The sequence below is a fragment of the uncultured Gilvimarinus sp. genome, from assembly GCF_963972205.1.
Taxonomy (GTDB): domain Bacteria; phylum Pseudomonadota; class Gammaproteobacteria; order Pseudomonadales; family Cellvibrionaceae; genus Gilvimarinus; species Gilvimarinus japonicus.
The window spans coordinates 314,292-329,160 of sequence record NZ_CAXAUC010000003.1; the positions used below are offsets into that span (position 1 = coordinate 314,292).

The 14,869-nt window shown below is 46.3% G+C and carries 11 protein-coding genes and 1 pseudogene; 2 read left to right on the top strand and 10 right to left on the bottom strand.

Translation table 11 applies throughout. The annotated features are described in order from the left end of the window. Positions 1-747: 747 nt before the first annotated feature. From AACY82_RS08365 to AACY82_RS08385, 5 genes are all read right to left on the bottom strand, one after another. Positions 748-1,095, bottom strand: a complete 348-nt coding sequence (locus AACY82_RS08365) for a hypothetical protein (protein ID WP_339616334.1) — start codon at positions 1,093-1,095, stop codon at positions 748-750. Between the two features lie 92 nt (positions 1,096-1,187). Next, positions 1,188-1,541, bottom strand: a complete 354-nt coding sequence (locus tag AACY82_RS08370; protein WP_339616335.1) for a cupredoxin domain-containing protein — start codon at positions 1,539-1,541, stop codon at positions 1,188-1,190. A 13-nt stretch (positions 1,542-1,554) separates the two neighbouring features. Continuing rightward, positions 1,555-3,822, bottom strand: coding sequence for a heavy metal translocating P-type ATPase (locus AACY82_RS08375; RefSeq protein ID WP_339616354.1), 2,268 nt, complete (start codon positions 3,820-3,822; stop codon positions 1,555-1,557). A gap of 72 nt (positions 3,823-3,894) precedes the next feature. Continuing rightward, complete coding sequence (locus AACY82_RS08380) at positions 3,895-4,215, bottom strand: heavy metal-associated domain-containing protein (protein ID WP_339616336.1); 321 nt, start codon at positions 4,213-4,215, stop codon at positions 3,895-3,897. A 2-nt stretch (positions 4,216-4,217) separates the two neighbouring features. Further along, positions 4,218-4,637, bottom strand: coding sequence for a MerR family transcriptional regulator (locus AACY82_RS08385; protein WP_339616337.1), 420 nt, complete (start codon positions 4,635-4,637; stop codon positions 4,218-4,220). A 644-nt stretch (positions 4,638-5,281) separates the two neighbouring features. Here AACY82_RS08385 and AACY82_RS08390 point away from each other — a divergent pair. Then, on the top strand, positions 5,282-6,616 hold the full coding sequence (locus AACY82_RS08390) for an APC family permease (RefSeq protein ID WP_339616338.1): 1,335 nt from the start codon (positions 5,282-5,284) through the stop codon (positions 6,614-6,616). A gap of 108 nt (positions 6,617-6,724) precedes the next feature. After that, complete coding sequence (locus AACY82_RS08395) at positions 6,725-7,183, top strand: ATPase (RefSeq protein ID WP_339616339.1); 459 nt, start codon at positions 6,725-6,727, stop codon at positions 7,181-7,183. 160 nt (positions 7,184-7,343) lie between these two features. Here AACY82_RS08395 and AACY82_RS08400 read toward each other — a convergent pair whose 3' ends face one another. The 5 genes and pseudogenes from AACY82_RS08400 to AACY82_RS08420 form a co-directional block, all read right to left on the bottom strand. Further along, positions 7,344-8,432: a hypothetical protein gene (locus AACY82_RS08400; RefSeq protein WP_339616340.1), complete on the bottom strand. Its 1,089-nt coding sequence runs from the start codon at positions 8,430-8,432 to the stop codon at positions 7,344-7,346. A 312-nt stretch (positions 8,433-8,744) separates the two neighbouring features. Then, positions 8,745-11,855, bottom strand: coding sequence for an efflux RND transporter permease subunit (locus tag AACY82_RS08405; protein ID WP_339616341.1), 3,111 nt, complete (start codon positions 11,853-11,855; stop codon positions 8,745-8,747). A 3-nt stretch (positions 11,856-11,858) separates the two neighbouring features. Continuing rightward, positions 11,859-13,535: an efflux RND transporter periplasmic adaptor subunit gene (locus AACY82_RS08410; RefSeq protein WP_339616342.1), complete on the bottom strand. Its 1,677-nt coding sequence runs from the start codon at positions 13,533-13,535 to the stop codon at positions 11,859-11,861. Continuing rightward, a complete protein-coding gene (locus tag AACY82_RS08415; RefSeq protein ID WP_339616355.1) occupies positions 13,528-14,238 on the bottom strand; it encodes a TolC family protein in 711 nt (236 codons plus the stop codon). The genes AACY82_RS08410 and AACY82_RS08415 overlap by 8 nt, the downstream gene beginning before the upstream one ends. A gap of 60 nt (positions 14,239-14,298) precedes the next feature. After that, a pseudogene (locus tag AACY82_RS08420) lies at positions 14,299-14,802 on the bottom strand (TolC family protein); the annotation flags it as partial. Positions 14,803-14,869 lie beyond the last annotated feature (67 nt).

Below are 14,869 nucleotides of genomic sequence, written 5' to 3' on the forward strand. Positions count from 1 at the left end.
TCAAAACCATAATAAAAAGCCCTACCATGTCCAATGGGAAGTGAATTCCTAAGTAGACCCTCGACCAAGCAGTCATACAACCAGTGGTCACACTAAATAAAGACTGCGTAAAGCTACCGCTAGCGCGGATTTCCTATAAGCTCGCCTCGCCGAGCGTGGCTAGTGACTTTTCTTTGTGTGGCTGGTCTCAAGTGGCCAAAGCAAAGTAATCAAAGGCCGCTCCTGTGCTCCTGTAACTGCGCCATTCGTAAATCCATTTACATCAAAGGCCACCCCCCCCTATGCGTCAACCTGAATCCATACACCGGCGTCTGGCCCTCGGCAGTTGCTCCTGCACTGCTCTACTACACTGCGTCCATGCAGCTATACGGGTGCCCTCACTCCAGCCTATTTTAGCGGGCCGTATCGACATGCCGTCCCTGGCCTGACGATACTTGCGTAAACGCAGCCCAGGCCGCCCTCTCTGCCGCTTCGCGGCATTCGCCTTGCCCTCCTCACTTACCCCCTAAAATAGGTCTCCGTTCGGCTCAGTCGCAGGGGGCCTAAAAGCGGCACTTCGTAGCAAAACTAGACGCGCTCATTACTTGGTCAACAAGGCTTAAAATCTAAAACACTACAATAAAAAACGCTTTCGCATATTCTTTCTCATGAACATTATATGACCATGTAGGTTTCGAGGTAAAACCTGATTTACACTAGGTTTCCACAGGAATCTACGAAGAGCCTTTTTAATATAAATTGTGACCATCACCTCCGGGGAACCTGATTACAACAGTGCGCCTCATGCTTAGCGGAATCGGCAATGTTGCTATCTATCTGCCGTTGCCAACTGAGCTTTAACCGTCCCCACCAACTATCGCCCAGTGAAAGACCATAATCACTCAGAGTAAAAATCACTTCATCAATGCTAATGAGAGAAGCATCATACCGAACTATCAAGGTTGATTTTTGAGTACAAACCGAAACCCAGTCCACCCCAATCAGCCCACCAACATCACGCTCAATCGCTTCAACTTGTCCCTCATTAAGCCCGACCAAAGGTAAAGAATACTGGGTCAGAAACCCTGGCGTGACGGCTTTACTATACGTTTTCATTGCAAGCCTACCTCGCAAAGGCATTAAACTTAAAAACGGAGCCACGTATTAAGCGAGGCAGCCAACATACCTAGCCTAGTCATTTGCAGCCATTAGCTTACGGTAATTTTTCCTTGATACATTTGCATCTGGCAATGAAACTCGTACTCGCCCGCAGGTAATGCGGGCAGTTTTATAGATTTACGTTTATTCAAAGGCAGCGTTTCGCTTATTTCCAGACCAGGAATTAGCAGCACCTCAGAACATGGCGATGGATCTCTCCGCAAGAATGCCAACGTTATTGGGCGCCCCGCCGCCACCTGAAGCCGCGATGGTGTATAAGTTCCGCTTTCAACCGTTACCACGGTATCGTTTTCGCTTACTACTTTCTCTTGTGGCTTATACAACCAAAACCACCACACTATTAAAACGATTAAGGCCACGCCTGCGAGATTGACAAATAACATCTGAGAATTCCTATTAGTGTTCTTTAGCTTTAAACAACCTTAAACGGTTAGCGTTAGTCACCACTGTGAGTGATGAGAACGCCATAGCAGCACCGGCAATTACCGGGCTTAGCAACACGCCAAAAAATGGATATAAAACCCCCGCGGCTAACGGCACCCCAGCGGCATTGTAAATAAAAGCACCAAATAAATTTTGTTTGATGTTACTCAAGGTTGCTTTACTAATAGCGATAGCATCGGCCAAACCGTGCAGAGAGCCACGCATCAAAGTGATATCGGCGCTCTCGATCGCCACGTCAGTTCCGGTGCCAATAGCAAACCCTACGTCTGCAATAGCAAGTGCAGGGGCATCGTTAATACCATCGCCGGTCATACCAACCACTTCGCCTTCCATTTGTAGCGCTTGTACTTTTTTCGATTTATCGTCTGGTTGTACTTCGGCAAAAAACTCTTTAACACCAACTTTATCGGCTACCGCTTTAGCGGTGTCTCGGTTGTCACCGGTGAGCATTATCACGCGAATACCGTTACTTTGCAGGCGTTTAATCGCGGCAATGGAGTCATCTTTTATTGGGTCGGCAACAGCGATAATGGTCGCCAATTGATTATCCACGGCAAAATACATGGGCGTTTTTGCTTCAGCCGCCAGTGCTTGCGCTTTTGCCACAAAGCCGCCCAACTCAACGCCATGCTTTTGCATAAGCTTTTCATTACCAAACAGCAGAGTCTTCCCCTGCACATCCGCCTGTACGCCGTGGCCGGTAATAGCGTTAAAGTTAGATGCTTTACCGGCATCTAGCCCGCGCTCTTTGGCGCTTTCTACTATGGCCATTGCCAATGGGTGTTCTGAGCCGGCCTCTAAGGTCGCCGCCAGCTGTAAAACTGTATTTTCATCTTGCCCGTCCGCCACCAATATATCCGTCACTTTGGGCGCACCTAACGTAATGGTTCCGGTTTTGTCCAACACCATTGCCGTTATTTTAGATGCGGTTTGCAAGGCTTCGCCATTGCGTATCAATACCCCCGCCTCGGCAGCCTTACCAATACCAACCATTACCGACATAGGGGTTGCCAGCCCTAATGCACAGGGGCATGCAATAATTAACACCGTTGTGGCAGACACAATGGCAAAAGCCACGGTAGGTTCTGGCCCAAAGTTTAACCACACCAGCGCACTCACCACGGCGGTAATCATAACCACCGGCACAAAATACGCCGAGATCACATCAGCCAAGCGCCCGATTGGCGGCTTTGAGTTTTGTGCACGCTTAACCATATTAATAATCTGCGCTAATGCGGTATCTTTACCAACACGAGTCGCTTTAAATAAAACCGATCCAGATTTATTGATAGTGCCAGCTACCACCTCATCGCCTTCAGATTTTTCTACCGGCATGGGCTCCCCCGTCAGCATCGACTCATCAATCGCGGAGTGGCCCTCGACTACCTCACCGTCAACGGGGATTTTTTCTCCGGGGCGCACACGCACCACGTCATTTAAAACAACCTCATCAATGGCGACATCCAGCTCTTTATCATCGCGTATAACTCGCGCCATTTTAGGCTGCAGGCCAATCAAGCGTTTTATCGCTTCGGATGTTCGGCCCCGCGCCTTTAACTCAAGCGCCAGCCCCAAATTAATTAGGCCAATAATCATAGCCGTGGCTTCAAAGTAAACATGCCGAGCCATCTCGGGCAGCAGGTAAGGTACCAGCACAACCACCATCGAATAAAGCCAAGCGGTGCCCGTGCCCAGCGCAATTAATGTATCCATATTGGCCGAATGATTTTTAAGCGATTGCCACGCGCCAATATAAAAATGCTTACCCGAAAACACCATTACCGCAAGGGTTAGCACGCCTACCAACAACCACACTACACGCTCAGTGTTGGTGGTTACGGTCATCTCCCCGCCGACAATGCTGTAAATCATCAGTGGCACGCCAAGCAATAACGCCATCGTCATTTCTCGCATTAAACGACGGTAATACGTAAGGTCGGCGGCTTCTTTTTCAGCAAGTGCATCATCAGCCGATTCGGCCGTGCTAACCTTCGCGCTGTAACCGGCATCCTCTATCGCTTTAATCAGCTCGGAGGCATCTGCACCGCCAAACACGCTAACCGAGCGCTGCGCAAAATTCATTTCGGCCGAGGCCACGCCAGGGACACGTTTCAGGGCCGATTCGATTTTGGCAACGCAGCTGCCACAGCTAGCGCCGTCAATCAGTAATTCTTGATGGATACCGTCATCACTTTGGTGGCTTTCTTGTTGCGCCGGCATGCTATCAGCGCCGGGCTGATGACACGCTTTATCTAAGTCCGTATCGGCTGTACTCATAAGGTTGCTCCCTAATTAATCTATAATACTGGCTGAATAGTTTGCGCCGTCAAGAGCTTCTAAAAGAGCCTCCGCGGCAACTGACCCAGACACCAAGGCAATGCCACTTTCTAAGTCCATTGTCGCCCCCGTCACCCCCGCCACCGAACTTAGCGCTTGTTCAATGCGAGCCTTACAGCCACCACAATGCGCCCCTTTAACAGACAACTTATAAACTGGAGTATCCTTATCAGTGCTCGGTGATGAACCGCCGCCAGCCTTCGCTTGTGAAGGTTTTGCACAACAGCATCCCCGTGCTTTTACTTCGGTAGTGTTTGACACAATATCGTTATTCATAATTATTTCTCTCCCGCTTGTTGTGAAAACCCTTCGATCAAATGACAAATCATGTCACCGTCGGGCACCCTATCAGGCTCCTTACTCCACTGGGTTACCGCCTCCCTCATGCGCTTTCGCAACAACTTCACCTCTTGAAACCGCTGTTCTGTCTCGTGCAAGCGCTGTTCAATCAAACGTCGCACGGTCGGACACGGCGACTCTTTATTGTCTGCATGACCCAGTATTTGCTGAATATCCTCGACCGAGAACCCAAGCTGCCTTGCACTCAAAACGAACCTCAGCCTATTTACGTCCTGGGCGCCGTAGTCTCGATAACCATTTTCATAGTTTTTGGTTGGGTTTAAAATTCCGATGCGCGTATAAAAACGAACGGTGTCAGCCGTGACTTCTAATTTTCTGGCAATTTCGACGACCTTCATCATTGCTCCTTTAGTCTGGGAGGTTTGCTTTAGGCTATATATCCGGTTTCAACGTTAGAGCTGAAGCAAGTTGAAGCTTAATGAAACCTGTAACACTACCCACACCATAAACCTATGTCTTACACTCAGGTCAAGCACTTTACAAAAACTACTCACAATAACTCAATAACCGTGGAACTTAATAGGAAAAGAAGTAAGAATCCACACAGTATAGCTCTTTATTTAAACCGAATAACGGCCGAAGCTAGTATTACTGAATTAACTATGCCACTACGTTCTTCGGTTGGATTCTGCTACGGCTTTTTTCATGGTTCACCCCGTTTACGATAAATTATACTCGCTTAACGCTGTGTCCAGCATTCGTGGCAGGGATCATCGCGAGATAGCACTTCTACCTTACAAGCGTTGAAAGCTTAACCCAATTCTTCGGCTTTGTATTTGGGAACGGAAATGTTAGTATGGAGAATAGGGTTTAGCTTTTTTTGATTTAAGGTTCGACATCTGCACCAAAACAAGTAACTCCTATTTACGCAAGAAATATGTCAGATTTAGTCGGAACTAATACAAATAAATACTCCACGACACTGAACATACGCCTCCCAGTCGTGAGTCCATGATGCCAAGATAAATCACGAGGATAAAACATGTCACAAGAAACCGATCGATCAAGTCATTATGAAAAGGCTAGCTTGTCTTTATGGGGAACCGTAATGCTGGGCACGGGCGTCATGATCGGCGCAGGGATTTTTGCGCTTACCGGCCAGATCGCTGAGATGGCGGGCCCACTTTTCCCACTAGCCTTTCTGGCCGCAGCGATTGTTGTGTCCTTTAGCGCTTATTCTTACATTAAGATATCTTCAGCGTACCCCTCTGCCGGCGGCATCGGGATGTACCTTCACAAGGCCTATGGCCACAGTTTATCGACAGCTTTTAATGCGCTTTTGATGTACTTCTCAATGGTAATTGCACAAAGCTTTCTAGCGCGTACATTCGGCTCTTATAGCATGCAATTATTCGGGGGGGACCAAAGCGGCTACATGGTTTCACTTCTCGGCGCAGGTCTTATTATAGTTGCCTTCATTGTCAACTTGTTAGGCAACCAGCTAATTCAGGGTATCGCCTCTTTCATTGGTGTTATCAAAATCGCTGGCATCTTGATATTCGGCCTGATCGGCGTATGGATTGCAGACACCATCAACGTAGATTTTTCAAGTCAATCCGATGCTGGGGGAGGTGTCGGTAATTTTCTTGGTGCAACGGCGCTTGGCATACTTGCATTTAAAGGCTTTACCACCATTACCAATAGCGGCTCAGAGGTCAAAGACCCCAAAAAAAATATCGGTAAAGCTATCATTATTTCTATTTGCGCCTGTGTTGTCATTTATCTGCTAGTAGGCTTCGCCGTTTCCAGCAACCTGTCACTCGATGAGATCATCAAAACCCAAAACTACTCTTTGGCCGCCGCAGCTAAGCCAGCACTAGGCGACATCGGGGTTTGGTTTACCGTTTTGATCGCGATTATGGCAACAACTGGGGGGATTATTGCAAGCATTTTTGCAGTTTCACGTATGCTCGCGATGCTAACGGAAATGAAACTTGTGCCACATAACCATTTTGGTATGCCCGGCAGCATTCAAAAACACACACTTGTTTACACCGTTGTGCTGGGATTAATTCTTACAATATTTTTCGATCTTACTCGTATTGCTGCTTTAGGCATCGTTTTTTACCTTATTATGGATATCGCGATTCAATGGGGTGTTTTACGCCACCTACGTGAAGACTTAAAGGCAAATGCAGTGATTCCCGGTATTTCCATTGCTTTAAACTTGTTGGTATTAGCAGGATTCGTTTGGGTAAAAATCAACTCTGACCCTTTTGTCATTATCGTTTCTGTACTAACAATGATTGCGATTATTACCACTGAATGGGCATTTTTGAAGTATCGAAAAACCGAAGGTAATGAGCATACACATTAGTGGGTGGGAAGCCGCGCGCTCTCAACACTCTATAGAGAGCGCTTCCTGTGTTCAGCCGTTTTAATTTTAACCACCATACACTCATCAAAAACACTAATGGATATTATCATGCAAGTTGAAACATTAAGAGACGTATTGCAATGGACCAAGGAATTTCATCACCACCTGAGCCAGTGCCTTTCTCACTGTACCGAAAAGAATACTAGTGAGCGAGCTAAGTTTATTTTGGCATACCTCTCAGATCACGAAGAAAATCTGGCCAAAGTTGTCAATGGCTTTAAAGAATCAGGCAATGAACACGCACTAAATACCTGGTGTTATGAATATGTCAACAAACAACCCATTATTCAACACGGGCAGTGCGACGCGCCTTTCTCCAATCTTGATGCCGTGCAGATCATGGACGTGATTGCCGATCAGCACCAGCAGGTGATTGAGCTGTACCGTTATCTCGCCTCGCGGGCAGACATTCCTTCGGCTCAGGAGATGTTGTCATCGCTCAAATCATTAGAAGAGCATGAAATAATGCGTATGGTTCATTCCGCCAATCGCCTTGAAGATATGTAAACACTCAGCTTTTAATGCCGGCACCCAACGCGACAAATAACCAATAAACATTGGTGAAAAAATGAGGTGGTAATTCTTATCTGTCCCCGTATTCTGGAATGATAAGATAAATCACTATTGCCCCATATTTCAAGAAAAAGTGTCGGTTACGGAGTTTATGTCAGTTACGTGTTTGATCAGCAATAAAAACGGGTGCGAAACCGCCGCCTTGAGTTCTAAAATTAGTTGTTTGTCCCTGATAAAGACGCGCTGCCAATAATTGAATTTCTCCAGCATAAACATAGGCACGAATATCCATCTTCAAAGCCGTTACTTGTCCGTCCACCAAAATCCCCCGATCGCTCGGCAATACGATTTGTTGCGCGACATACTCACCTTGTAATATGTCACTCCATACTCGTTTGGTCAATTTGTCGCCACGATAAGCGGCGCGACTCCCAAACCCTGTAGCGGGCTTAAAAAATAACTGCTTACGCCCCGCCCATAACTCTTGCTCGTTCTCAGCTGTAACGAGGCGCGTAGTTGGAATACCTGCCTGTAAGATGGCAATATCCTCTTCGCTTGCCCCAAATTGCTCTAACATATTCTTATCGCTTAATAAAATTAAATTGCGTTTATTCGCGTAGAGAGCATGATGATACGGATTTGGCGTCACAACAACAGCGTTTGCTTCGAAAGCCTGACGCAACGGTCGACTTTCTTTCGCTTTCAGAGCGAAATCGGTTAATCGATTATAAACCAAATCAATCGTCTGATTCCGATATTGAAGTTTTCCATTTAAAAACTCAAGCTCACCTGGATCTACAAGAACGGCAATGAAGCCGTTTTTCTCGAACAAACGTTGGGCCATTAAAAACTCTGGATATAAAAATTGTTGCTCTGGGTCTTCATCGACAATAGCAATAATTTTTAATGGCTTGTCTTTATTCTGAAGCTCCCACTCATGTAAAAACATGGTCATGAATTCAGTTTCAAGATTGGTTTTTAACAGTGACAATGGTATACCTTCCGCGCAACAACATTCTACTTGAGCGCTCACCAACGCGGCATTTAAAAATGCACCACCTGCATTAGTATTTACCTCGATGACTTGCGGGCCAAGGTCACTCATATGAAAGTCATAGCCCATAAATACCCCCTCGGCCGCCATACCTTCGGAAGTTATATGGCCATAGGCCTCAGTTAATATGTGTTTTGAATACCCAGGAAGCTTAACAACGCGGGTAACAGCGTCAACAATGCAACGCATTTGCTCTCATGAGAAGACGAGATAAACACACTTGTGTTCGAGAATAATTGTGGCTGGCTGACTAGTACATCTTGATTTATTTCATCAGCCTGCAAAAAACTATGGAGCTGCGTGCGATTCAATGTTTTGCAAAAACAACTTCGATTCAAATCATCGGCAGTATTACCACCCATACCCTTACAACTATTATTTAATGACTTCGTCACTATAAAAATCCTTCAACGGGTTAATGGTACACCTAGCTGACTGTAGTAATTTCATTAAAGACGAAGCGATTTTCCGCTTCGTCACATCGATATTATGAATAATTAACTACTGAGAGGCAGCACGCTTCCATAGAAAATAAACAGCAGGCAATACAAGCAGTGTTAAAAATACCGCACTAATCATACCTCCCACCATGGGTGCTGCAATACGGCTCATCACCTCCGACCCCGTTCCAGTTCCGTAGAGAATAGGCAGTAGCCCCACGGTTACCGCCGCAGCGGTCATCATCACAGGACGAACACGCATGCCTGCACCTTGAATAATGGCCGTTTCGAGTTGATTGATAGTCAGCTTTCCACCAGCGTCCTCTTTTGCGCGCACCCAGGCCTGATTTAAGTAAACTAACATAATCACGCTAATTTCGACGGCAACACCTGCCAAGGCGATAAAGCCCACCCCTACCGCAATAGAGAAATTAAAACCTTGCCAATACATCAGCCAAATGCTACCGATCAAGGCAAATGGTAGCGTTCCCATTAAAATACCGACCTCTGCAAAGCTTCTAAAATTTATAAACAACAGGATTGCTATAATCGCCAACGTTAACGGAATTACATAGGTGAGCTTTTCCTTGGCCCTCTCCATATACACATACTGACCCGACCAGACTACTGAGTATCCGGCGGGAAGGTCGAGTTGTTCGGCAACTATTTTACGGGCATCAACCACATAGGTACCAACATCAATGCCCTCAATGTCAACAAAAGTCCAGCCGTTAATACGGGCATTTTCACTTTTAATACCCGGCGGCCCATCAGCAATAGTAATTGTGGATACATCACTTAATGCAATGCGCTCACCTGTTGGTGTGATAATCGGCAAAAGTTTCAGCTGTTCTGGTGAGTTACGGTACGATTGTGGGTAACGAAGATTTACCGGATAACGCTCTAAGCCCTCTACCGTTTGGGTGACATTCATCCCACCTATAGCAGATGAAATAACTTGCTGGACATCTGTAATATTTAACCCAAACCGTGCTGCCTTATCCCGGTCAATATCGATATTTAAGTATCGTCCACCGGCCACACGCTCTGAGTACACAGAAGCCGTACCTTCTACATCTTTTAGTATCACCTCAAGCTGCTTACCAATATCTTGAATAACTGATAACTCAGGGCCCGCTATTTTTATGCCAACCGGGGTTTTTATACCTGTCGCTAACATGTCGATACGCGTTTTTATCGGCATAACCCAGGCGTTAGTAACCCCCGGTAATTTCACCAGTGCATCTAGCTCTTTTTTCAAGCCTTCAGTCGTCATGCCTTCGCGCCACTGGTCGCGTGGTTTTAGCTGAATAAACGTTTCAATCATGGTTAATGGAGCGGGATCTGTTGCGGTATCTGCACGGCCTATTTTTCCGAAGACAGTCTTCACCTCGGGCACGGTCGCAATCAACTTATCCGTTTGCTGAAGTAACTCCCGAGCTTTACCAATCGAAATTCCAGGATACGTCGTCGGCATATACATCAAGTCGCCCTCATCTAATGGAGGAATAAACTCACTGCCGATTTTTCCAAGCGGCCACATAACCGTAGAAAGCACCAATAGCGCGAGCACTAAAGTCATTTTTGGATATGCCAATACCTTTCTCAGTAATGGCATGTAGCCGGCCGTGAGTAATCGATTAACGGGGTTTTTATGTTCGGGTAATACTTTTCCGCGAATAAAATAGCCCATCAATACCGGAACAAGCGTAATTGCAAGGGCCGCTGAAGCCGCCATCGCATACGTTTTTGTAAAGGCTAACGGACTAAACATTCGCCCTTCCTGAGCCTCAAGTGTGAACACGGGCACAAAACTAACCGTTATTATCAACAAACTAAAAAACAGTGCAGGCCCTACTTCAGAGGCGGATTCCGCAACAACTTGCCAACGATTTTCTTTTGTGAGTGGCGTTTCCTCCATATGTTTATGCATGTTTTCAATCATTACAATAGCACCGTCGATCATGGCGCCAATAGCAATGGCAATGCCACCCAAAGACATAATGTTGGCATTGATTCCTTGCGCATGCATGATAATAAACGCGGTGAGGATACCAACGGGTAAGCTAACAATTGCGACGAGAGAAGAGCGCACATGGAAAAGAAATACCATGCACACAAGTGCGACAACGATGAACTCTTCCAACAGTTTGTGCCATAAGTTTTCAACGGCTTTTTCAATCAGGCCTGATCGATCATAGACCGTGACAATTTCAACACCTTCCGGCAACCCTTGTTTTAACTGTTCCAGTTTCGCTTTGACGCCATCAATGGTGGTTTGCGCATTTTCACCAAAACGCATCACCACTACGCCACCAACTACTTCACCTTCGCCGTTTAATTCGGCTATACCACGTCGCATTTGCGGCCCAAGACCAATATCCGCAACATCTTTTAATAGCAGTGGTGTGCCGTTTTCGTTCACGCCTAAGGGAATACTGGCAATATCTGATTCATTTTCTAAATACCCTGAAGCCCTGACCATATACTCGGCTTCTGCCATTTCAACGACCGAAGCGCCCACTTCTTGATTGGCGCGTTTAATGGCCATTTGAATGTGCGAGAGCGGAATACCAAACGCCCGTAATTTTTCAGGGTCCACCGTGACCTGGTATTGTTTCACCATGCCACCAAGTGCTGCCACTTCGGAAACGCCAGGCACCGTTTGCAATTCGAACTTCAAAAACCAGTCTTGCAAGCTACGTAATTGGCTTAAGTCGTTTTGGCCAGTACGGTCGATCAGCGAGTAGATATAAACCCAACCAACACCCGTAGCGTCGGGCCCTAATTGCGGCTTCGCAGCGTCAGGCAACAAGGGCGCAACCTGACTCAAGTATTCTAATACACGGCTACGCGCCCAATATAAGTCGGTGTCTTCATCAAAAATAATATAGACGTATGAGTCACCAAAAAATGAATAGCCTCGTACGGTAACGGCTCCAGGCACTGAAAGCATGGCCGTCGTTAAGGGGTAAGTAACTTGATCTTCGACGACTTGTGGCGCTTGCCCTGGGTAGGAAGTCTTGATAATTACCTGTACATCACTGAGATCAGGCAATGCATCTACTGGCGTTTTTTTAAGCGAGAAAAGCCCTACACCCACAAGAATTGCAGTTGCCAGCAAGACAAAAAAACGATTACTAACTGACCAGCGAATAATTGACTCAATCATCACCTACTCCCCACTCTTTTCTGTATGACTTGAGTGATCCATTTTTGAATGATCTATTTTTGAATTCCCTGTATCACCATGATTCATTTTTGAATGGTCCTCTGTCACATCCATTTTATCACTGTGATTCATGGTGGAATGATCCATCATTGAGTGATCTGCAGTGTCTTGCGAGTCATTTTTTGGCGCTTTGATATCGGTAGCGTTTGAAATAATGTGGGTGGCGGTAATTTCATATTCCTTATCCCCCCTCTTAGTTACCTCCATGTGTAAAATCGTGCCTGGCTTAAGGGGGGCGAGATCCACCTTGTCTGCAACAGTAAGATCCATGGTCATTGCCGGCCAATCCCACACATCGACAGCCTCGTGTCGTACCGTCACCATACGATGATCCAACATTAAATTTGTAATTTCAGCCGGTATCCATACAGCGTCAGGTACATCATCGCCGTGATGCATTCGTTTAAAATCAGAAACCTTACTGGATTCTGAATCAAGAAGAAATTGCGCCGAGGTGACAATCTTCTCTCCGTCTTCGAGCCCTTCTATGATTTCAGCAACCGTTTGATTCACACGACCCACGGCAACCTCAACGGACTTAAAGCTCCCATCACCTAAGGCAAGCACAACACGGTCTTGACTTCCGGTACGGATTAGCGCTTCACGCGGAATTACTAATAGTAGATCCGAGCTGTCCGAATGGACAACAACCTGAGCGAACATATTGGGCTTTAGTTTACGAGCAGCGTTATCGAAACTTAATCGAATTCGCGCGGTTCGCGTTTTACTGTCCAAGGTCGGATAAATATACTCCACTTTTCCTGTCCATTTTTTTCCTGGCAGATAATCCAGTGTCATGGTCACAGGGTCACCCACCTTGACTAACGACGCTTGCCGCTCAAACACTTCTGCCTCTACCCATACCTCATCCAGAGCACCGATACTGAGCATGGTGGTGCCTGGTTTAACGAAAGACCCTTCCCGAATATTAAGATTATCTACCACACCATTTTGAGGCGTATAAAACGTAACCGTTTGCTGTACTTTAAGTTCATTTTTAAGCTTTTTAATAAAATATTCGGGGATTTGTAGCGCTCTAAGACGATCTTCAGAGGCTTGAATTAAACGCTGATTATTACGATTTAGCGCCAACACCAGCTCCTCTTGCGCATTGACAAGCTCGGGCGAATAGAGTGAATACAATGGGCCACCTTTTTCCACGGGATCGCCGGCGGCCTTTACATACAGCTTTTCTATCCAGCCTGATACACGTGGGTGAATATGAACCAACTTATCTTGGTCATATTGCACATAGCCTACCGTCACAATTTCAGTATGAAGCGGTTTTCTTTCAGCAAGCCCTGTACGAACGCCTAAATTATTAACGACATCGGGTGAGATATTGATGGTGCCCGGCCCCGCATCGTTAGCCTTTTTACCGCCTTCATATACAGGAATCAAATCCATTCCCATTGGAGATTTTCCAGGTTTATCTCTTTGGTAATTCGGATCCATTGGGGCAACCCAATATAAGGGATCTTTTTTAGCTTCCGCGTTTACGTTATCGCCAGCATTGTCGCTACCACCGCCACTTAATGTAAAAGTGAGAGCACTTCCTAAAACAATACCTCCAATCGCGGCGGCCAATATTGTGGGCTTTAAAAGGTTGGATTTACTCATGTTCGTCTCCAATTACTGAGCTAGTATCGAGCGCCGTCGCCTTGGATGTATTGACGGTTCCAGCTTGATTATTGATGCCCTGCCCCACCTGAAAACAATTCAGCTGAGCAATGTTTTTTTGTATCTCGATATTCACATTTAAGGCTTCAATACGCGCATTCAATTCGGCAATGCGAGCACGTACCACCTCAGCAAAATCACCATCATCATGGGTATAGGCCGACAGTGAAGCCTCCGCTTGCTCAGACATTTCTTTGAGTAAACGTGTATCGAAGAGTGATTTACGCTCTATAAGCCGTAAATACTGAGCTTCCGCAGTTTCAAACCCTGATTTAAGCTGGCGAAGTATTAAGGCTCTTTCTGTTTTCACAGACTCGCGATCAGCCACCGCAGCCTGAACTGTCTTGTCTTGGCGGTTTCCTGCAAACAAAGGAACGTCAAAGGACACGCCGACAGAAAAAAAGTCGGAACGATCATCTCCCATTGGGGTTTGATCACGATAGCCATAACTCGCATTAACACCCCACTGAGGTTTATAGCTTTGCTCAGCCAGTTCAACGTTGGCCCCAAAAGCACTTATTTTTTGATCAACCTGCTTAACTTTTGGGTGGTTACCCAGTGTTTCGGCTAACTCAGCCAGCTTCACAGAACGATTAGGCTCAAGAATCAACTCGCGAGACTGCAAAGCAATAACTGAAGACATATTGAGGGGCTTTTGAACTTCAATGTTCGGATCAGAAATCCACTCTCCCAGCCTAGCAAGATGTGCATCACTTTGCAGGTGCAGCGTTGCTAAGCGATCGTCTAATCGCGTTAGCTCAAGCTGTGCTCGGATCAAATCTTGTTGCCGAGTTTTCCCCGCCCCGGTTGAATAGCTCGACTGCGCAACATCGACAAGATATTCAAATAGAGAACGATCGCGCTCAATAAGCTTTATAGTCGCCTGATAGCGATATACATCCAACCAAAGCTGGGACACAGTCACAGCGACTTGCGCACTTCTATCTTTACGAGCAAAAGGCTGCATCTGACCTAGCTTCTCAAGCTTTTCGCGCTTATACATTAGGCTTTTTCCTCGCGGGAACATTTGGCTCACGCCAACCTTAAATTGCGTCATCCCCTCTTGCGAGAAATTAAAACTGTCGATTGGCACATTGGCTAAGCCGATACTTACAGAGGGATCAGGCAATGATCCCGCCGCTACGCTCATGGCATCTAAGCTTTCCTGCCGCTTGACGCTACCCATGATCCAGGGGTCTTGTGATTGTGCCCTTGAAACTGATCCCTACCACTAATACTGGACACATCGTTAAGCGAGTATAATTTATCGTAAA